The following is a 21,112-nucleotide window of genomic DNA, read 5'->3' on the forward strand; positions in this document are numbered from 1 at the left end:
ACGGCGTATGAGGCGACCGCGGAACGTGGATGTCGAGAGGGAAAGGTGAACGTCATGGGAGAACTGAAGCGCCCCGTTCTGACCGATGCCGTTCGGACCGCGATCGAGGAGTATTTTCCGCGGTATCCGAATCGGCGGGCGGTCGTGTTGCCGGCGGCGCACATCATTCAGGAAGAACTGGGGTATGTCCCTGCCGAGGCAGTGGCCGAATTGAGCGAGTTGCTCGAGATTCCCGCTCCCGAAATCCAGGACGCGTTGTCGTTTTACGGGTTCTTTCATCAAGACAAGCCGATCGGGCAGTTTCGGATTTGGGTGTGTCGCAGCTTGAGCTGTTCCGCCCGCGGCGGTGAGAACCTGTTGGCGTACCTCAAAAAGAAGTTAGGAATCGAGCCGGGAGAAACGACCGCCGACGGCCGCTTTACCCTCGAAATCGCCGAATGCCTGGGAGCCTGCGATTACGCTCCGGCGATTCTGATCAACGATCAGTTGCACAAGAACATGACCGAAGAGCGGATCGACCAGTTGTTGGCCTCGTTGAGTAAATAGCTTCGCAAACACGATTGCCGACCAGAACGCATCGGACGGGAGAACAGCGTCGTGGCCGAATACGAGCCGGTCTTGCTGGCGAACATCGACAAGGAAGACAGCCATACGCTTCGGGTGTACGAGGCACAAGGCGGGTATCGGACCTTGCGCCGTGTGCTCAAAGAATGTACGCCCGCCGACGTGGCCGGTAGCGTGCAGCAAAGCCATCTGCGCGGACGCGGCGGTGCGGGGTTTCCTACGGGGTTGAAGTGGTCGTTCCTGAAGAACGACGACGGCGGCCCGATCTATTTTTGCGTCAATGCCGACGAAAGCGAGCCGGGCACCTTCTGCAACCGCGTATTGATGGAACTCGACCCGCATCAAGTGATCGAAGGGACGATCCTCAGCGCGTACGCGACGCGGGCGTCGACGGCGTACATCTATTTGCGGTACGAATACCCCACGGCATACCGGCGGTTGCAGCAGGCGATCGACGAGTGTTACGAGGCGGGATACCTGGGGAAAAATATTCTCGGCAGCGACTTTTCGCTCGACATGTACATCCACCGCGGCGCCGCTGCGTACATCTGCGGTGAAGAAACCGGCCTGATCGAAAGCCTCGAGGGCAAGCGTGCGTGGCCGCGGATCAAGCCGCCGTTTCCCGCCGTCGAAGGCCTGTTCCGACGTCCGACGGTGGTCAATAACGTCGAGACGGTCGCCTGCGTCAAGCACATCATGGAACGCGGCGTCGAGTGGTTTCGTTCGATCGGCGTGCCGCCCGATCCCGACAATCCGAGAGACCCCGGCAGTTACGGGCCGAAGCTGTATTGCGTGAGCGGGCATGTGAATCGTCCCGGTTGTTACGAGGCGCCGCTCGGCGTGCCGTGCCGGGAAATCATCGAGGAATTCGCAGACGGCGTGTGGCGGGGCCGCAAGGTGAAGGCCGTCGTGCCCGGGGGCTTGAGCACCGGGTTGCTCACCGCCGACGAGTTGGATACGCCGATGGATTTCAACGGGCCGCTCAAGGCCGGTTGTTTGGGCCTGGGAACCGGCGGTCTCGTGGTGCTCGACGAGACCTATCCGATTATCGAATTCCTGTACAACAGTTGTCGCTTTTTCGCCCACGAAAGCTGCGGCCAATGTACGCCCTGTCGCGAGGGAACGCGTTGGGCGCTCGAATTGGTGACGCGGATCAAATCGGGCAAAGGGCGACTGGTCGATCTCGACCTGCTGTTGGATATCGCCGACAACATCGGGATCATCCCGGGAACGACGATTTGCGGGTTGGCCGACGGTGCCGCATGGCCGATCAAGACGGCCGTCCGCAAGTTCCGGGATGAGCTGGAAGACTACATTCGTTCGAGCAATCCCGACGGATATGCCGAAACGGGGCCCGTCCCCGCTTTGCAACCGGCCCCGTTCGTGTCGCTCGACCATTGACGGTCGCGAGGTGCCGTCGCGGGAGAATAAGGACGGGGAGCAAGCGTGTTGACGACTCCGCCTGTGCGAGGCGGGTTCGGAACGACGACCGATTCGAAAAACAAGGCGGTTTGCCGATGCCTGTTGTCATTGTCGACGGTAAAGAGATCGAGATTCCCGCCGATCGCAAGATGAACGCGATCGAGGCGGCGGCGCTGGCCGGTGTCGAGATACCGCACTATTGCTGGCATCCCGGTTTGTCGGTGGTCGGCAGTTGCCGGATGTGCCTGATCGAGATGGGAAACCGTCATCCCGAAACCGGCGAGATCACCATGCTGCCGAAGCTCTTCCCGGCGTGCAACACTCCGGCCAAAGACGGGCTGGTGATCGTCACGCAAAGCGAAAAGGTGCAGCGTGCCCGGGCGATGGTCGAGGAGGACTTGCTGCTCCGGCATCCGATCGATTGTCCGATTTGCGACAAGGCCGGCGAATGTCGCTTGCAGGATTACCACTTCGCCCACGGCCGCGAGCAGCGCCGAGCCGATATCCGACCGTTCACCAGCCGCAAACGCGATGTGGGCGATGTATTCCTGTTCGTCGATCGGTGCGTGATGTGCTCGCGTTGCGTGCGGTTTACCCGAGAGATCAGCGGCACGAGCGAATTGATGATCTCGCGTCGTGGAGCGAACGAAGAGATCGATGTCCTGCCGGATTATCCGCTGAACAACAAACTGTCGGGGAATGTAGTCGACCTGTGCCCGGTCGGAGCGTTGGCCGACAAGGACTTTCTCTACAAGCAACGCGTGTGGTTCTTGAAACGACGCCCCGGGGTTTGCACCGGTTGCGCGACGGGATGCTCAATTTGGGTCGAAGAGAATCAAGACCGCGTGTGGCGGATCAAGCCGCGGGAAAATCCGTTCGTCAACAAGTGGTGGATTTGTAATGACGGGCGATACGGCTATCCGCATGTGCACGACCCGCGGCGCTTGCGCGGCGTCGCGCGACGCGGTGAAAACGGGCTCGTTCCCATCGACTGGAAGGTGTTCTTGTCGGAAATTCCCGGCAAGCTGAAAGAGGCGGGCAGCCCGGCGATCGTTTTGTCGCCGTTTTTGACCGTCGAAGAGGCGTATTTGTCGGCCAAGTGGCTGCGGACGGTGGATGCGAACGCGACGATCGCCGTCGGTCCGATTCCCGTCGAAGGTGAGGACGAGACGTTTCCCGGCAAGTTCGTCATCTCGGCCGAGAAGTGTCCCAACCGACGCGGCGTCGAAGCGGTCGCGTCGCATTTCCAGAAAGGCGTCGTTTCGTGGACGCAGTTCGTCGAACAAGCCGCGGTTGGAAAGTTCGGGGCGGTGTGGATCGCCGGGGGATATCCGAAAGCCTGGATCGACGAGACGGAGGCCGCCGCGCTTCGCAAGGCAACACTGTTGATCGTGCAGGATTTGTTTCCCTCGCCCGCTTCGGAGGCGGCCGATTACGTACTGGCCTCTGCCGCGTTCCCGGAACGAGAGGGATCGTACGTCAACCGCGGCGATCGGCTCCAGCGGGTCGTGCGGGCGATTCGCCCTCCCGCGGGCAATCGACCGGCCGCGCAGGTCGTTTGGGAATTGTCGGCAAACGAGGGGCTCTACGATGCTCGCGGCGTTCTCAGTGAACTTGCCGCCGAGATCAACTATTTCGCCGCGGCGGCGGGCGAGATTCCCGAAACGGGTTTGGATTTGAAGGTGAACATGCTGGCCGATGCCGGCAGCGGTGCGCATGCCTGATGCGGGACGTGCGACCGAGGAACATATAGACGGATAACCGCCATGTTCGGATTGACCATCGAAGCGATCGTCAAGATTGCCCTGTTGATCGGCGGAGCCATGACGGCGGCGGCCTATCTGGTGCTGGTCGAACGCTGGTTTGCCGCGTGGGTGCAGGACCGACTGGGACCGAACCGCGTCGGCATTCCGCTGACGAAGATTCGCCTGTTCGGACTCGGACAGCCCATTGCCGACGGCGTCAAGTTCATCTTCAAAGAGGAATTCACCCCCAAGCACGTCGACAAGGTGCTGTATTTTCTCGCGCCGACGGTGATGTTTATGGCGGCGCTGGCCGTGTTCGCCGTCGTTCCCTTCGGCGCGGTCGATTTGGGGTTGGATGGCGTGCCCCCGATTCATTTGATGGTGGCACCGGGCATCGACGTGGCGGTCATCTACCTGTTTGCCGTCGGCGGATTGGCCGTTTACGGCGTCGTTTTGGGGAGTTGGGCGAGCAACAACAAGTATGCGTTTTTCGGCGGCATGCGAGGTGCCGCACAGCTGATCGCTTACGAAATTCCGTTGGGGCTCGGAATGCTGGGCGTGGTGCTGGCGTCGGGAACGCTGCGATTGGATCGTATCGTGCTCGCGCAAGCCGAGTCGGGCATGTGGAACATTTTCGTGCAGCCGCTGGGATTTCTGGTCTTTTTCGTGGCAGCCACCGCCGAAGCCGGGCGATTGCCTTTCGACCTGCCCGAGACCGAACAGGAGTTGGTCGGCGGATACCATACCGAGTATTCCGGTATGAAGCTGATGATGTACCTGGTGTCGGAATTCCTGCACATGATCGCGGCGTCGTTCTTCGTCGTGATCTTGTTCCTGGGCGGTTGGCACTTGTGGGGCTTGACCGGCAGCGACGAGGTCGTCGGTTGGCCGCTCGCGCTGCTGCGGATTGCCGTATTGCTGGGAAAAGTGCTGCTGCTGATCCTCACGTACATGTGGATCCGCTGGAGTTGGCCGCGGTTTCGCTTCGATCAGCTCATGGCGATGGCCTGGAAGGGGCTGCTTTCGTTGGGATTGGTGAATTTGCTGGTCGTGTTCGCATGGTGGGAATGGGCCGATCCGTGGTTGCGAGGCAAAGGCATTCCGTCTGCGGGACTGGCCGTTTCGGTCGGTTGGGCCGTATTGATTGCAAGCTGGCTGATCACCGCCGCACTGGTTCCGCCGTATGCCGACAACCGGCCGCGACGCGACGAGCCGATTCCGCTTCCCGAGCCGATCGACGAGGCAACGGTTGTCGAGTGACCGAAAAGATCGAACTGGCGCGCGAGCGAACATGGCGTTGTCGGCGATGAACGCCGGCGATTACGAACAGACGGGTACCGCACCATGAAACCGGATGATCCGAACATTCACTGGATCGAACCGCCGAAGATGGGTTGGTCCGAGAAGACCTATCTGCCGCTTCTGGTGGACGGACTGACGACGACGTTTCGGCATTTGATTTCGCCGAAGAAGACGGTCCAGTTTCCCGAAGAACGCCACGAGTTCGTCGATCCGATCCGCTATCGCGGCGTTCATCGCTTGAATCGCGACGAGAAGGGGCGGGTGAAGTGCGTCGCGTGCTTCTTGTGCGCGACGGCCTGCCCGGCGCACTGCATCGACATCGTGGCCGGAGAGAGCCCCTGGCCGGATCGGGAGAAGTATCCCGTCCGCTTCGAAATCGACGAGCTGCGTTGTATCTTTTGCGGCATGTGCGAAGAGGCTTGCCCCTGTGATGCGATCGAGCTGACCAGCCTGTACGATCTGGCGGGCAAAAGTCGCGAAGAGATGGTTTTCAACAAAGAAAAGCTGCTGTCCGTCTACGATCAGACGAAAGACAGCGAACCGTCGGCCGAGGAACGCCTTCGCATCGGCGGTATCAAGGCGTTGATTCGCGAACAGGGGACCGAGGATCGAGCCGACAAGGGAGACGAGCAAAAGTGATCGGCACGCCGTGGTTGATTGTCGTTGCTGCCGGGTTGGGTGCGGTCGGGCTGTGGTGGCTGCTGCCCTGGGGCGGCCGTTCGCGGACGAGACGCCTTGGCTGGTTGCCCGTCGCCGTGGCGATCGGGATCGCGACCGCCCCCCTGTGGTCGCTGGGCGAGTGCTTCTCGGCCGCCGTCGTGTGGACGTTGACGGTCGTGACGTTCGTCGGTGCCGTGGGAACGATTACGACGCGAAACCCCGTCTATGCCGCGGTATGGTTCGGGCTCACGCTGCTGGGGACCGCGGCGCTGCTGTTGTGCTTGAAGGCGCAGTTTTTGGCCTTGGCGACGATCGTCGTCTATGCCGGGGCGATCTTGGTCATGTTTCTGTTCTTGCTGATGTTGGCACAGCCCGAGGGGAGGGCGATTTACGACCGGAACGCCTGGTCGCCGCATTTGGCCGCGTTTACGGGGATGATTCTCGTCGCCGTCCTCACAGCGGCGTTGGCGAAATCGGCATCGGCACAACAGGCGATCGCCAAGCAAAAACAATCGGCCGCATCGGTCCGACAGACGGATGAGGCGTCCTCGGGGGAGACGCAAGGCGGCGTCGCCGACGAACGCGCCCCTTCGCGGCAGGTTCGGACGGCGCAGCCCGGCGACGAGCACGAAACGAAACGCCTGGGCGCGGCGCTCTACGGCCCGGAGTTGCTGGCCGTCGAAGCGGTCGGTCTGCTCTTGTTGGTGGCCTTGGTCGGTGCCGCGTTGATTACTTCGCGACCGGTGACCGACGACGAGATCGCCGCGTCGCGACAGGCCGAAACGCTTACCGCAGAAGAAGCGTCGGCCTTGGCGACGCACGACGACGTGCCGGTATCGCAGGGCGAAACCGACCGGGAGGAAGACGATGCCTGAGATCACGTTGTTGTATCACTACCTGACGGTCGGGGCCGTCTTGTTCGGACTGGGAGCGATCGGCTTCGTCGCACGGCGGAACATGATCCTCATGTTCCTCAGCGCCGAGATGATGCTCCAAGGAGTCGCGATCAGCGGTGTCGCCTGGGCGTGGTATCGGCAAGATATCGGCGGGCAATTATTGGTCGTGTTCGTGATCGCCGTCGCCGCGGCCGAGGCCGCCGTCGCTTTGGCCTTGATCATGATGATCTTTCGGGCGAAGGGGACGCTCGACATTGCCGCCTTGCAACATTTGCGGGAAGAGGAGACGACGCCGTACGTCGATCACGACGTGCCGCCGGAAGAACCGCACCGGCGGCGGTGGCCGCATCTGGCCGTTGCGGGCAGAAAACCCGAGGTTCCGCCCGAGGCGACCGAGTTCCGCGACGAGGTGTAGCGGTCGCCGTCGCGGTTCAAGACGATACCGGGAAATTGACCATTCGGCTCGAGTGAGCGAAAAGCGAGCAAACGACGATGGAATTCCTGCTGATTCTGGTTCCGATGATGCCGTTGGCCGCGGCCTTGGCGACCGCCCTGTTGGGCAAGCACGTGTTGCGGTCGCAGAGCCACGTTCCGGCGGTGACGGCCATAGCGATCTCGTTCGCAGCCGCCTTGATTTTGTGCGTGTGGACGGCAGGCGGCGACCATGCGGCGCAGGAAATCGGCACCCGGCACATCGTTCGATTGTGGACCTGGGCCGACGTCCCCTCTGCGGCACCTTCGGCGCCGGACGGTTCCTTGAATCATGCGAATTTCGACATCGGCATCACGCTGCGGCTCGATCCTCTGACGGCGATTATGCTGGTGACGGTCACGTTCATCTCGTTGTTGGTGGCCGTCTACTCCATCGGGTACATGCACGACGATCCCGGCTACTGGCGGTTCTTCACGTACATCAACTTGTTCGTTTTTTCCATGACGATGCTCGTGTCGGTGAGCAACTTCTTGTTGTTGTACGTGTTTTGGGAGGCCGTCGGGCTGTGCAGTTACCTGCTGATCGGATTCTGGTTCCAAAAGCCCGAAGCCGCGGCGGCGGGGAAGAAAGCCTTCCTGGTCAACCGCGTGGGCGATTTCGGCTTTGCGATCGGCATTTTCCTGTTGTGGACGATGTACGGCACGTTGAACTTTCACGACGTGGTCGATCCGCAGACGGGCGAGGTGATCATCGCGGGCGTATTGGGCGGGCATCGTTTGGCGTCCGGCGCGTTCGTGACCGGCGGTATCGCCACGGCAACATGCCTGTTGCTGTTCCTGGGAGCTTGCGGTAAGAGCGCCCAGTTCCCGTTGCACGTGTGGTTGCCCGACGCCATGGAGGGCCCCACTCCCGTGAGCGCCTTGATTCACGCGGCGACGATGGTGACCGCGGGCGTGTACATGATCGTCCGCTGTGCCCCGTTGTTTGCCGCGTCGCCGCAGGCCCTTGAGGTGGTCGCGGGGATCGGTGCCTTTACGGCGCTTCTGGCGGCACTGATCGCACTCACACAAACCGATTTGAAACGTGTGTTGGCGTATTCGACCATCAGCCAGTTGGGCTACATGTTTTTAGGTCTTGGCGTGGGCGGGATCGTCGGCGGCACGGCGGCCATGTTCCACCTGTTCACACACGCCTTCTTCAAGGCCTTGCTGTTCCTTGGGGCCGGAAGCGTGATGCACGCCATGGGCGGCGTGATCGACATGACCCGCTTCGGCGGTTTACGCAAACGGATGCCCTGGACACACATTACGTTTCTGGCAGGATGCCTCGCCCTGGCCGGGTTGTTCCCCTTTGCCGGCTTTTTCAGCAAGGATCGCATCCTGGCGGCGGTGCAGGCGCACGCAGCGGAACACGAGTTTTACACGATTTTGTACTACACGGGCGTCGTGACGGCCTTCCTGACGGCGTTTTACACCTTCCGGGCCTTCTTCCTCACCTTTTACGGTCCCGAGCAAATTCCCGAGGCGGCCGGGCACCACGCGCACGAGTCGCCGTTGAACATGGTGGTTCCGCTGGGGATTCTGGCCGTGTGTGCCATTGTGGTGGGAGCGATATTCAATTGGGGCGACATCTTCGGCCGCTTCCTGGCGAACACGCCGTCGCTGGCCTATTTCGCCGAGCACGCCTCGGGACACGGCGGAGAACATCACGGCGATCACCTGCTGGTGGCGATTCAAAGTACGATCGCTGCGGCCGCGGGAATCGGACTGGCTGCGCTGTTCTACTTGCCCAAACGCTCGCCGCTCGGCGCGGTCGCCGCGGTGACGCGAAAACTCGGGTTGTACGACCTGTCGAAGAACAAGTTCTATTTCGACGAGCTGTACATGATTTTGTTGGTGTTGCCGATGTGGGGCATCGCCTACCTCGCGGCCTTTTTCGATCGGCGGTTGATCGATCGGTTGGTGGATGCCGTCGGTGAGACGCCGAAGGCGGTCGGAACGAGCCTGCGCTCGCTGCAGCGAGGACTCGTGCCGTACTACGCCGCGGCGATGTTGTTGGGCGTGCTGGTGTTGACGATCGCCCTGTTGTTGTGACCGACTGCGCGAGAAGAGGGAAGGAAACGCAACGGCCGTCGGCATGCGGCCGGTAATTCACAAACGTTCAAGACGCGATGAATACCATGGGAAACCTGCTGGCTGTGACCATCCTGTTGCCGACCGTCGGAGCGGCGTTGATCGACAATCATCGCTGCCGGGCACGCGGCGTGGCGCTGGTCGTGTCGCTGGTCGTCTTGGCGGCTTCGATCGTGATCCTCGCCGGATTTCCCGGCGGTGCCGAGCCGTACGCCGTGTGGCAGGCCGATTGGCTGGGTGACGCCTTGCCGCAAGTCGACCTGAAACTGGCCGTGGGCCTCGACGGGTTGAGCTTGTGGCTGTTCGGCCTGTCGGCGTTGTTGACGGTCACCTCGGTCTTGGTGAGTTGGAATGCGATCGAGGAGAACGCGCCGACCTATTACCGGCTGTTGCTATTGTTGGAAACCGGGATGCTGGGGGTCTTCGCTGCCCGCGACTTGTTGTTGTTTTACGTCTTCTTCGAGTTCACGCTCATCCCGCTGTTTTTCCTGATCGGCGTGTGGGGAAGCGACCAGCGGCGGTATGCGGCAGTCAAGTTCTTCTTGTTTACTTTGGCGGGCAGCTTGCTGACGTTCGTCGGCTTGCTGGCGTTGGTCTTGTGGGCGGGGCAGTACGCGCCGGACGGGAAGATCACCTTCGACATCGCCGCCTTGACCGAGACGTTGCAGCAGTTGAACGCCACCGGCCGGTTTCCCGCAAAAGTGCAACTATGGATCTTTCTGGCGTTGTTCGTCGGTTTTGCCGTGAAAGTGCCGTTGTTCCCGCTGCACACATGGTTGCCGTTGGCGCACGTCGAGGCCCCGACCGCGGGAAGCGTTCTGCTGGCGGGTGTGCTGTTGAAAGTGGGCGGCTACGGCTTCGTGCGGTTCAGCATGCCCATGCTGCCCGACGCGGTGACCATGTGCGCCCCGTGGATCGTGTGGCTGGCCGTCGTCGGAATCATCTACGGCGCGTTGACCGCGTTGGCGCAGTCCGACATCAAGCGGTTGATCGCCTACTCGAGTGTGAGCCACCTGGGATTCTGCATGTTGGGGTTCTTTGCGTTGAATCGCGTGGCGCTTTCCGGCGGTGTGTTGCAAATGATCAATCACGGGCTGTCGACCGGCGGGTTGTTCGCGGTCGTCGGCATGTTGTACGAGCGATATCATACGCGGCGGATTCGCGACTACGGCGGGATGGCTTCCCGCTTGCCGGTATTGGCCTTCTTCATGTTTGTGATGACATTTTCCAGCATCGGCCTGCCCGGGTTGAACGGTTTTGCCGGCGAGTTCCTGATCCTGTTGGGAACGTTCCAGAGCGCGTGGGCCAAGGGCGGGCATTACCTGGTCGCCGCGGTCTTGGCCGTCGGCGGTGTCGTATTGGGGGCATGGTACATGCTGTACCTGGTGCGCCGCGTGTTCTTCGGGGCGTTGGTCGAGCCGAAGCACGACGAGGACGATTCGGCCGAGCCGGTGCGGGATTTGCGATTTCGCGAATGGTGTGCCCTGGTGCCGCTGGTCGTGTTGATCGTGTGGATCGGCGTTTGTCCGCAATTCTTCCTGAGCCGCATGCAGCCGACGTTGGAGCAGATCTACGCGGCAGCAAGCGTCAACGAACCGGTGTACCGACCGCCGACCGTTGCTTCCGAAAGCGAACAGGGGGAAGAAAGCGATCGGCCCGGACGCGTCGAATCGCGTGAGCCGGCAGGCAAGACGCTTGCCGGGACCTACTTGGCACAAGACGACGGCGCGGCGACATCCGCCGTGACGAACGACCGATAACGGGAGGAGTACATCACCGTGTGGCCGGAAATCCAACACCTGATGCCGGAACTGGTTCTGACGGTGACGGCCGTGTTGCTGTTCTTGCACGGGGCGTTTCGTCCCGGGGAGCAGAAGCTGCCGCCGTGGATCGCGACCGTCGCGCTGGTGGTTGCCGCCGCTTTGTTGGCGAAACAAACGAGCCAGGCGGCGGTTGCCGGTGCCGTGACCGTCGATCCGTTGGCATGGTTCTTCCGGTCGACGGCGGTGGCGGCCGGTGTGTTGTTGGTATGGTTGCGCCGGGCCGAAGGCGACAAGAACTACGCCGAAGAGACCGCCTGTCTGCTCGCGGCGATCGCCGGATCGATGCTGGCCGCAGCGTCCGACGACTTGCTGCTGGTGTTCGTGGGGCTCGAGTTGATCTCGGTGCCCGTCTACATCTTGCTGTATTTGGGAGGCAATCGGGGCGACCGGCAAGAGTCGGCGGCGAAATACTTTTTCCTGGGCATCTTGGCTTCCGCGCTGTTCTTGTACGGTTTGTCGTTTCTTTACGGCGTGACGGGGACGTTGCGGATTTCGGAGACGGCCGCGGCATTCACGGCCCCGGATCAAGAGATCGCCGTGTTCCCGCTGGGGTTCTTGGGCGTGCTGCTGGTGTTCGCCGGCTTGGCGTTCAAGATCACCGCCGTGCCCTTTCAGTTCTATGCACCCGACGTGTACCAAGGGACGACCCACGCGAACGCCGCTTTGTTGTCGGTCCTTCCCAAGGCCGCCGGATTGGCGGTGCTGGTTCGCGTGTTGTTGGTCGCTGTGCCGGGGCTGGAAAACTACCTTTGGCATGTCGCGATGGCCCTGTCGGTGCTGACGATGACGGTGGGGAACGTTCTGGCCCTGCGCCAGAAGAACCTGCGGCGACTGCTGGCGTACTCGGCGATCGCCCACGCGGGCTATCTGTTGCTGGGGCTGACGGCCGCCTTGGCGGCGGCGAGCATCGGGGCCGCCTCACGATGGGACGGCGGCGCGGCCTCGCTGGTCTACCTGGCGGCCTACGTCTTCGGGACGATCGGCGTGTTCGCCGTGCCTGCGGCATTGGAGCAAGGCGGTAGGCCCATCGACCGCGTGACTCAATTGGCCGGGCTGGCCTGGTCGCCTTTGGCGAGCAAGAGACTCTTGGCTTGGGCGTTGGCGGTGTGCCTGTTCAGCCTGGCAGGCATCCCGCCGCTGGCCGGTTTTTGGGCGAAGCTGGCCGTTCTGATGAGCGCCTTGGATACCGGAACGAAGGCCATGGAGGGAACGCCGCAACGCTGGCTGATTGCCGTGACGGTCATCGGGGCGATCAATGCGGCGATTGCCGCGGGATATTACCTCCGCGTGACGGCCGTGCTGTTCTTCGGACTGGGAGAAGGCGAAACCCGCTCGGTGGAAGACAACGTGACGGCGATCTATCGCAAGCCGGGATTTTCGGCGACACTGGCCGCTGCGGCCTGTATGGTGATCGTTCTGGGAATGGGGTTGTCTCCGGCACGCTGGTTCCGGGCCGCCGATACGGCCGTCCGCGGTCTGCGATCGAATCCATTCCAAGCGGTTCGAATCGACAAGCAAGGCGACGGTGCGACCGTCTTCCATGTACAGCGGCAGGAGAACCCCGCAGCGGGGTGAATTTCTGCGGTACGCAATTGAGGCGTGCACCCTGCTGGTGACGGGGTGAAAAAATTTCGGCCGAAAGGCCTTTTCACGCGGGAAGCGACGTTAAAAATAAGGAGCGACGGTCACCTGCCGAGAGCGTCCCGCAACTGTGCCCCGAGTTGCGGGTCAAGGTGACCGTCGCTTGCCCCAAAGTCCTTCGTAACTTGTCGATCGCTCGACCTTTGCCTCTTGCTCGGCCCCGCGTGTGTTAAGCACAACGGTTGATGGACGCGCGGACAACACAAGGTGGGCGATCGACATTTTTCGCCGTGAGGAAGCAGCCTACCCGACGGCGAAATGCGTGGGGAATCTCCTGCCCCGGTCTCGTCCTGATTACTCCTCGTGTGTCGCCGCGTTTCTTATCGCGGTGGTCCTCTTTCGATCATATATCCTATCCAATACATTGGCCTGGGAGGCTGATTTTGTCCACAAATTTTTGGCGAACTCGCCGAATTTGTGCTCTGTCGAGCGGGGGGCGATTTCCCTGTGCGAGGGGCTGTCTCTTGCGGGGGAGGGATGCCCTCGCCACAATGGCAATCGATGTTCGGTCGCGTTTTTTCGATCGAAATCTGCGAAGTGGTCTTTGGTGCGAGCGTCCGCATGCCTCGTCGTCGACATCTTGCCGGGCTGTCGAATCTGTTCGACAAAGCCGCTCAACCGATCTACGTGTTGGACGCTCAGTGGCGCATCGTCTACGCGAATCGTGCCTGCCTGGACTGGGTTTCGGTTGAAGAGCGGGAGTTGCTGGGGCGGCGTTGTTTGTTCCATAGCGAACTCGATTTGGATCCGGCCGACGTGATTGCCGCGGGATTATGCCCACCGCCCGAGGCGATGACGCGCGACGAAACAATCGGCAGTATTTCCTGTTTGCTGCAAGGCGGAAAGCTGTCGCGGCGCCGTGCCCGGTTCTTGGCCATCCGCGACGGGAACGAGGTCGTCGGCCTGATCGCCTTGGCGGATCCCGACGAGCAACCGGTGCCGACGCAGACGAATGCCGCCGCTGAAGGCGAGCGGACCGAGGATTGGCACGAGGTCGTCCGCGCGTTGAGGCATGAGCTGCGCTTGGTGTCGGGCGTCGAGCCGATCCTGGGGCGGCATCCGGCTTCGGTGCGCCTGCGTCGGCAGATCGAGGCGGCGGCCGCCGTCGGCGAGAACGTCTTGCTGTACGGGCGGCCGGGAAGCGGTCGGCGCACGTTGGCCGCCACGATTCACTACGGGGGCGGATACGTGCCCGGTCCGTTGATCCCCATTCCCTGCGCCGATATCGACGCCGACGTGCTCGAAACGACGGTTCAGGCCTTGGCCGCGGCGCACGCCGAGGAAGACGGTCGCGCGGCCTTGCTGTTGGAGGATGTCGACGCGTTGGCCGATGAGGCGCAGTGGGTCTTGCAACGTTTGATCGTGCGGGAAGACTTCCCGTTTCGCCTGTTCGCGGTGGCCGAATCGTCCCTCTTGGAAAAGGTCGAACAGAAGGCGTTTCGTGCTGAACTGGCGCTGGTATTGACGACCTTGACGATCCGTGTGCCGCCGTTGGAAGAGCGGCTCGAGGACGTGCCGGTGCTCGCCCAAGCGCTACTTGAACGCTGGAATACGCAGGGCGAAAAGCAGCTTTCAGGGTTTTCTCCGCCGGCGATCCAAGTTCTTACGACGTACCGGTGGCCGGGTGAATTCGCCGAGTTGCAATGGGCGGTCGAGGAAGCGGCTCGACGCGCACGCGGTCCGCGGATCGAAGCCGAGGATTTGCCCCGTCGGTTGCGTTGGGCGTTCGACGACGCCGCCTCGCCCCCGATCGATCGCGAGCCGATCGATTTGCCTCGATTTTTGGCCGATGTCGAGCGCGAGGTCATCATGCGGGCGCTGCGAATCGCCAAAGGCAACAAGGCCCAGGCCGCAAGATTGCTGGGATTGAACCGGCCCCGTTTGTATCGCCGCTTGGCCGAATTGGGGATCGACGACGCCGAAGATACGGCTTCCGATTGAGACCGACTCGACTGAGGACATAGACGATGCCGTGTGTTTGGTATTGTCGGCAGGATCAATTGCAGCGAAGGGCATGGCGGGATTGAACGGTGACGAGATTCGGACGACGCGACGACGCTTTCCCGGCGGCGAGTCGGCGGCACTGGTCGTATGCGAGACGACGGGACGCTGGACGGCCGCATTTCGGACGGCTTTGGCACGTCTCGAGAAGACCGTCGACACGCCGCGCGATATAATGACGTTGCCCGGCCGCGAGATGCTCGATGAGGTCTTGCAGCGGCGTCCGACTTCGGCGGTCGTCATCGAATGGGCCGGAAATTCGAAGCGGGAGTTCGTCGTCGAGTTGGCGCGACTTCGGCGTCGGTTTCCGGCGGTGCTGTGGATCGCCGTGGGTGAGGGACTGGCAACCTTTCACGTGCCGGTGCGTGAGGCCGGAGCCCACCTGGTCGTGTATCGCCCCTTGGACGTGCTGCCGGTCGCCCGCGCCGTCCTACGGCGTCTCGATCGTTTTGCGGCGGCCGACCAATCCTGCCGCGAGGCGATTTGGCGGCGTCTGCCGTGGCCCGCGTTTGCCGTCAAAAGGGAGATTTGCGATCTGCCGGGCGGAGAACACTGACGCGCGAGCGAAGCTTGTCGTTTGTGGGGCCGACGGTAAAGGACCGGTCTTCGCCGATCGTTGCACGATTCACTCAAGCAATAGAGGAAACCGACGTGATGTCCGATTCGCTGACTCGCGAAAATGTCTTGCAGGCTTGTGAGGATTTTCAAGACCCCGAAACGGGGCGCAGCTTGGTCAAGATGGAACAAGTCAAAGATGTCGTCATCGAGGGCGACAAGGTGACGGTGACCGTCGGTTTGACGACCTTTGCCGCACCGCTTTGGGACGAGATCACAGCGCAATTGACCGAGCATTTGAAGACCCGGTTGCCGCAGGCGGCGGAAGTGACCGTCCATCGCGTGATCGAGGAACGCCCCCCGGCAAAGCAAGGACAGTTGGGGGTGCAGGTGAAGTCGGTGATCGCCGTGGGGTCGGGCAAAGGCGGCGTCGGCAAGAGCACGATCGCAACGTTGTTGGCGTTCGGGCTTTCGCGTGCCGGAGCCAAGGTCGGAATGATCGATGCCGACGTGTACGGGCCGAGCGTTCCCCACATGTTGGGTTCGCGCGGTCGGCCCACGATGCACGACGGGAAGATTCAGCCGGTGGTCGTCGACGGGGTGCCCGTCATGTCGATGGGGTTCCTCGTGCCCGAAGACGAAGCGGTCATCTGGCGCGGCCCGATGCTCCACGGGGCGATCCAACAATTCTTGGGCGATACGAATTGGGGTGAACTGGATTACCTGGTCGTCGACATGCCGCCGGGTACCGGCGACGTGGCCATCAGCCTGTCGCAATTGATTCCCGTTTCCGGGGCGGTGGTCGTGTGCACGCCGCAAGAGGTCGCCCTTCTCGACGCCGTCAAAGCGGTGGCCATGTTCCGTAAGGTCAACATCGAGCTGTTCGGCATGGTCGAGAACATGAGCCACTTCATTTGTCCGGAATGCAACGCGCGGCACGAAATCTTCGGTACCGGCGGGGCCAAGGCGAAGGCCGAGCAATTGGGCGTACCGTTCTTGGGTGAGGTTCCGTTGAACGTGAACATGCGGGTGGCCGGCGACGCGGGTAAGGTGGTCTCGTGCTTCGAGGACGAGGCCTGTCGGCCGTACCTGGAAAACCTCGTGAAAAACCTCGTGCGAACAATCACGTCGCAGCGCAAGCAGAAACCGCCGATGCCCTCGCTCGAAGTGCTCGGTTGACGCACTCGGCCCGCCCGCGCAGACGCCGTGTGCGCCCTGCACACTTTTTGCGATCACCCGGCAAGCCGACTATACTCACCTCGGCCGTTCGTCGGTCGAGGTTTTTTCGTGGACGATTCCGATGTGGGGGAACGATCATGCAGGCGACGCGATTTCTTGTCGGGGTAGTCGTTGTACTCGCGGCAACCGTTTTCGGAGCGTCGGCGACGTGCGTTGCCGAAACGGGCGTTGAAGTGGTCGGTTCGCCGCCGACGGAACGCCCGAACTCGCACTACGTGTCGAATCGTCGCCCATTGACGGTCAGCCCCTTCGTCAAGCTGCCGATCGGTGCGATTCGGCCGCAGGGGTGGCTCCGTAGGCAATTGGAACTGGAACGCGACGGCCAGGTTGGACATCTCGAGGAAATCTCGCGCTGGCTCGACTTCGAACGCAGTGCATGGACCGATCCCCAAGGGCAGGGGGAATATGGTTGGGAGGAGATGCCTTATTGGCTCAAAGGCTACGGTGATTTGGCCTACGTGCTGGGTGACGAGCAAATGATCGCGAACGCCCGGCGCTGGATCGAAGCCGTCATGGCCTCGCAACGGGACGACGGCTGGTTCGGGCCGCGCGGCTTGTTGACCAGTTTGGGCGACAAGCCCGATTTGTGGCCGCATATGATCATGCTCAATGTGCTGCAAAGTTACTACGAGTACACCCACGACGAGCGGGCGCTGGAGGTGATGCTCGGCTATATGCGCTGGGAGAACACGTTGCCGGTGAGTGCCTTCGGCGAAGGCTACTGGCCGCGGTTGCGGGCGGGCGACAACATCGAAAGCGTCTTCTGGGTGTACAACCGCACCGGCGAACCCTGGTTGCTCGATCTCGCTCGGAAGATTCACGCCGGGATGGCCCGCTGGGACGAAGACGTCATCAACTGGCACAACGTCAATATCGCGCAGGGATTTCGCGCGGGGACGGTGTTTTGGATGCTGTCGAAAGACGAACAGCACTTGCTCTCGGCCGAACGCAATTGGCGAAAAGTCATGGCCGAGTACGGCCGATTTCCCGGCGGCGGGTTCGTCGGCGACGAGAATTGCCGCCCCGGTTACGTCGATCCGCGCGGCGGCATCGAAACGTGCGGCATCGTCGAATTCATGCATAGCTACGAGATGCTCACCAAGATCACCGGCGATCCCGTGTGGGCCGAACGTTGCGAAGAGATCGCGTTCAACACGTTTCCTGCGGCGATGACGCCGGAGCAAAAGGGCCTGCATTACATCACCTGCGTGAACCAGGTGCAGCTCGATCGGAACAACAAATCGCCGGGGATTCAAAATCGCGGCATGATGTTCGCCTATTCCCCGCATTCCTATCGTTGCTGTCAGCACAACGTGTCGCACGGGTGGCCGTATTACGCCGAAGAACTATGGACGGCCACGGCCGACGACGGCTTGTGCCTGTCGCTGTTTGCCGCTTCGACGGTGACGGCAAAGGTCGGCGACGGCACGGAGGTGACCGTCCGCGAAGAGACGGACTACCCGTTCGACGAGACGATCCGCCTGACCGTCGAGACCCCGGCGACGGTTCGCTTTCCGTTGTACGTTCGCAAGCCGAGCTGGACGAACCGGATGGAAATCGGCGTAAACGACGAACAACCGGTGGTCGTCGAAACCGAAAAGGCCCGCTTCGTTCGCTTGACGCGCGAGTGGAAAGCCGGCGACCGCGTGACCGTGCGTTTGCCGATGTCGCTGCGGGTGACCCGTTGGCCGAACAATCAGAATGCGGCGTCGATCGCGTACGGTCCGCTTCACTTTTCGTTGTTGATCGAAGAACGTTGGGAGCCGTTCGGCGACGATCCGAATTGGCCGAACTGGGAGGTCTTTCCGGCCTCGCCGTGGAACTACGGCCTGGTCCTGGATGACGACGAGCCGACCCGCGGCATGCGATTGGTGCGCACGGAAGGACCGCTCGCTGCGCAACCGTTTACGCCCGAAACCGTGCCGCTTCGCTTGATCGTCAAGGCCAAGCGGATCCCGAATTGGAAGCTGGATCGTTTGGGCATGATCGACAAATTGCAACCAAGTCCCGTGTGTTCCGCCGAACCGGTGGAAGAAATCACGTTGATTCCGATGGGTGCGGCGCGGCTGCGGCTGGGCATGTTTCCCGTCATCGGAGAAGGCCCCGACGCGCACGAGTGGACGCCTCCTCCGCTTCCCCCCGCGTCGAAGTACAAGGTGACCGCATCGTATTGCTACGCGAACGACAGCGTGCAGGCGGTCGGCGACGGATTGGAACCGCGAAATTCGAACGATCATTCGATTCCGCGACAAACATTCTGGCCGCACAAGGGGACGCAAGAATGGATCGCGTACAACTTCGACGCGCCGAAGACGGTTCGGTCGGTCGCCGTCTATTGGTTCGACGATGCACCGCAAGGGGGTTGCCGGATTCCTGCGGCGTGGCGGATACTCTACCGCGAGGGCGATGCGTGGTTGCCCGTTGCAAACGCGAAAATTGATCCCGTTCGTAAGGATGCCTGGAACCGCGCGACCTTCGAGCCGGTGACGACGACGGGACTGCGGCTCGAAATACAGCTTCAGCCGGAATTTTCCGGCGGCGTGCTTGAATGGAAGGTGGAGTAGCAACCGAGCGGCGGCATGGAACGTACCGATTTGGCGATCATCGGAGCAGGACGCGTCGGCAAGGCCTTGGGGCGCCTTCTCGTTCGGGCGGATTGCGTCCGTTCGGTGGCTGTGTACGATCGCGACGTTCGGATTGCCGAGCAGGCCGCGGCCTTCATCGGTAAGGGGCCGGCGGTTTCTACACTGGATGCGTTGCCGCCGGCGACGGTAGCGGCTTTGACCGTGCCCGACGATGCGATTGCCGGAGCGGCCGAAGAACTGGCTGCCGCGGGTGCGATACCGGCGACGGCATTTCACACCTCGGGGGTCCACGACAGCCGCCTGTTGCAGCCGCTCGCCGAACGGGGCGCGGCAGTGGCGTCGTTGCATCCGATGCGCAGCTTCGCCCGGCCGGCCGAGGTCGTCGAAACCTTCAGCGGCACGTTTTGCACCGTCGAAGGTGACGAACCGGCCGTGTGCCTGCTCGCGGAGTGGTTTGCTGCGTGCGGTGCGCAAGTGGTGACGATCGATCGGCAAGCCAAACCTCTTTACCACGCCGCCGGAGTGTTCGCGTGCAATTATTTGGTGACGCTCACGGCAATCGCCGAGCAACTCTTGGAAGCCGCCGGTGTGACGGAAGCACATCGGCGCGCGATGCTTGCGCCGCTGGTTCGCGAAACGGTCGAGAATTGGGCCGGCTCGACCCCGCACGACGCACTGACCGGACCGATCGTTCGCGGTGACGAAGAAACGGTGCGCCGGCATCTCGAGGCGTTGCAGACGCTTTCGCCCGCGTTGGCCGACTTGTATCGGCGCCTAGGGCAGGCGACGCTTCCGATCGCCGAGAAGGCGGGGCTGTCGAAGCTAGCGGCAGACCGCCTCCGGCGATCGATGAGCGACGCGCGCGACGTCGGTTGAAGGGGCAGGCAACCGCCGCGCTGGTCTTGAACAGCGCGAAGTTTCTCGTTTCGGAGTTGTGGGTTTCGTTCGCCCCTTGACAACCGCGCCGCGATAGGAAATATTACGAATCTGTAATACGTAATATCTGCCGGTAAAAGGGTGTCGAAATGGTCCGCCTGCGACGTTCTAGTGGGTTTACTCTGGTCGAATTGTTGGTCGTCATTGCCATCATCGGGATTTTGATTGCATTGCTGCTTCCTGCCGTGCAGGCCGCCCGAGAGGCCGCACGAAGAACCCAATGCACGAACAATCTGAAGCAGGTCGGATTGGCATTGCACAACTTTCATGCCGCCAGGGGAGAGTTTCCTTGCGGGTCGCCTAGCAAGGTGTGTCCCGGTTTCGAGCAGATTCCGGCTTGGCAGTACCGCTGGGGGCCGTTGGCGATGATCACCCCCTACATGGAACAATTCAACGTGTATCGCTCGTTGGATCTTTCGATGCCGTTGTACGGCCATACCGGGATCTTCAAAGGGCCCGGCTACGGTGTCCATCCCAACAACCAGGAAGCCGTTACCCAGGAAATCAGCTTTCTCTTGTGCCCCAGCGATCCGCAAAGAAAAGTTCGGATCGAAGACGCGGAATTGCCGTTTGCGGCTACCAATTACTTGGCGTGTTGGGGACGCGGTGCGCCGACCGAGACGGGCACGGCCATCTTCGCAGACGCCGACGGCGTGTTCCGCTCCGAAGAGCCTGTGCGCTTTGCCGATATTCTGGATGGAGCGAGCAACACTGCCGCCTTTTCCGAATCGCTGCTGCCGGACGGGAGTATTTCGACCGGCGGTGTTGTGCTGACGCAGGCAAACCACGGCCTGGTGATGGTGGGAGATTCCAGTCGATCGGACCCTCATTTGACGGTCGAGTGGTGCACGCGTTACGGTGAACCGGTTGCTTCACGGTCCCGTCGAGGAACCCGTTGGGTCGACGGCTTTGTTCTCTATACCGCTTACTATCATTGGTGGGGGCCGAATTCTCCGGTGCCCGATTGTGCCAAATGGGCACCGCTGCGCTCACTGTGGCAGTCGGCCCGCAGCTATCATCCCGGCGGCGTCAACGTTCTCTTCGCCGACGGCTCCGTTCATTTCGTTCGGGAGACGGTAGACCTCGATACCTGGCGGGCATTGGGCTCGATCCGGGGCGGCGAGGTCGTTCAAGGCCTTTAGGGAAATGCCCGAGAAGGGCGACACTATGCACGAAAG

The 21,112-nt window shown here is 61.8% G+C and carries 16 protein-coding genes; all 16 read left to right on the forward strand.

Features of this window, described 5'->3' with window-relative positions; genetic code table 11:
- Positions 1-54 precede the first annotated feature (54 nt).
- The 16 genes from nuoE (at position 55) to ACYQ2I_RS03775 (ending at position 21,076) form a co-directional block, all read left to right on the forward strand.
- Positions 55-546: an NADH-quinone oxidoreductase subunit NuoE gene (gene nuoE, locus ACYQ2I_RS03700; RefSeq protein WP_460165644.1), complete on the forward strand. Its 492-nt coding sequence runs from the start codon at positions 55-57 to the stop codon at positions 544-546.
- Between the two features lie 51 nt (positions 547-597).
- Positions 598-1,965, forward strand: a complete 1,368-nt coding sequence (gene nuoF, locus ACYQ2I_RS03705) for an NADH-quinone oxidoreductase subunit NuoF (RefSeq protein ID WP_460165645.1) — start codon at positions 598-600, stop codon at positions 1,963-1,965.
- Between the two features lie 116 nt (positions 1,966-2,081).
- Entirely contained in the window at positions 2,082-3,710 is a 1,629-nt protein-coding gene (locus ACYQ2I_RS03710; RefSeq protein ID WP_460165646.1) for an NADH-quinone oxidoreductase subunit G, read from the forward strand.
- A gap of 42 nt (positions 3,711-3,752) precedes the next feature.
- Positions 3,753-4,991: a complex I subunit 1/NuoH family protein gene (locus tag ACYQ2I_RS03715; protein ID WP_460165647.1), complete on the forward strand. Its 1,239-nt coding sequence runs from the start codon at positions 3,753-3,755 to the stop codon at positions 4,989-4,991.
- Positions 4,992-5,075: 84 nt separating this feature from the next.
- Positions 5,076-5,672: a NuoI/complex I 23 kDa subunit family protein gene (locus ACYQ2I_RS03720; RefSeq protein WP_460165648.1), complete on the forward strand. Its 597-nt coding sequence runs from the start codon at positions 5,076-5,078 to the stop codon at positions 5,670-5,672.
- Complete coding sequence (locus ACYQ2I_RS03725; RefSeq protein ID WP_460165649.1) at positions 5,669-6,568, forward strand: NADH-quinone oxidoreductase subunit J family protein; 900 nt, start codon at positions 5,669-5,671, stop codon at positions 6,566-6,568. The genes ACYQ2I_RS03720 and ACYQ2I_RS03725 overlap by 4 nt, the downstream gene beginning before the upstream one ends.
- The gene (nuoK, locus tag ACYQ2I_RS03730; protein WP_460165650.1) at positions 6,561-7,004 is read left to right on the forward strand and encodes an NADH-quinone oxidoreductase subunit NuoK; all 444 of its coding nucleotides are present in this window, start codon (positions 6,561-6,563) and stop codon (positions 7,002-7,004) included. The genes ACYQ2I_RS03725 and nuoK overlap by 8 nt, the downstream gene beginning before the upstream one ends.
- Positions 7,005-7,081: 77 nt before the next feature.
- Complete coding sequence (nuoL, locus tag ACYQ2I_RS03735; RefSeq protein WP_460165651.1) at positions 7,082-9,115, forward strand: NADH-quinone oxidoreductase subunit L; 2,034 nt, start codon at positions 7,082-7,084, stop codon at positions 9,113-9,115.
- Between the two features lie 77 nt (positions 9,116-9,192).
- Complete coding sequence (locus tag ACYQ2I_RS03740; RefSeq protein WP_460165652.1) at positions 9,193-10,914, forward strand: complex I subunit 4 family protein; 1,722 nt, start codon at positions 9,193-9,195, stop codon at positions 10,912-10,914.
- Positions 10,915-10,932: 18 nt separating this feature from the next.
- The gene (locus ACYQ2I_RS03745; protein ID WP_460165653.1) at positions 10,933-12,552 is read left to right on the forward strand and encodes an NADH-quinone oxidoreductase subunit N; all 1,620 of its coding nucleotides are present in this window, start codon (positions 10,933-10,935) and stop codon (positions 12,550-12,552) included.
- 627 nt (positions 12,553-13,179) lie between these two features.
- Entirely contained in the window at positions 13,180-14,559 is a 1,380-nt protein-coding gene (locus ACYQ2I_RS03750) for an AAA-type ATPase lid domain-containing protein (RefSeq protein WP_460165654.1), read from the forward strand.
- Between the two features lie 73 nt (positions 14,560-14,632).
- Positions 14,633-15,175: a hypothetical protein gene (locus ACYQ2I_RS03755; RefSeq protein ID WP_460165655.1), complete on the forward strand. Its 543-nt coding sequence runs from the start codon at positions 14,633-14,635 to the stop codon at positions 15,173-15,175.
- A gap of 98 nt (positions 15,176-15,273) precedes the next feature.
- Entirely contained in the window at positions 15,274-16,353 is a 1,080-nt protein-coding gene (locus ACYQ2I_RS03760; RefSeq protein WP_460165656.1) for an Mrp/NBP35 family ATP-binding protein, read from the forward strand.
- 137 nt (positions 16,354-16,490) lie between these two features.
- Positions 16,491-18,977: a beta-L-arabinofuranosidase domain-containing protein gene (locus ACYQ2I_RS03765; protein WP_460165657.1), complete on the forward strand. Its 2,487-nt coding sequence runs from the start codon at positions 16,491-16,493 to the stop codon at positions 18,975-18,977.
- A 15-nt stretch (positions 18,978-18,992) separates the two neighbouring features.
- Positions 18,993-19,874, forward strand: coding sequence for a Rossmann-like and DUF2520 domain-containing protein (locus tag ACYQ2I_RS03770; RefSeq protein ID WP_460165658.1), 882 nt, complete (start codon positions 18,993-18,995; stop codon positions 19,872-19,874).
- Between the two features lie 149 nt (positions 19,875-20,023).
- Positions 20,024-21,076: a DUF1559 domain-containing protein gene (locus ACYQ2I_RS03775; protein ID WP_460165659.1), complete on the forward strand. Its 1,053-nt coding sequence runs from the start codon at positions 20,024-20,026 to the stop codon at positions 21,074-21,076.
- Positions 21,077-21,112 lie beyond the last annotated feature (36 nt).

The organism is Thermostilla marina (assembly GCF_054657455.1).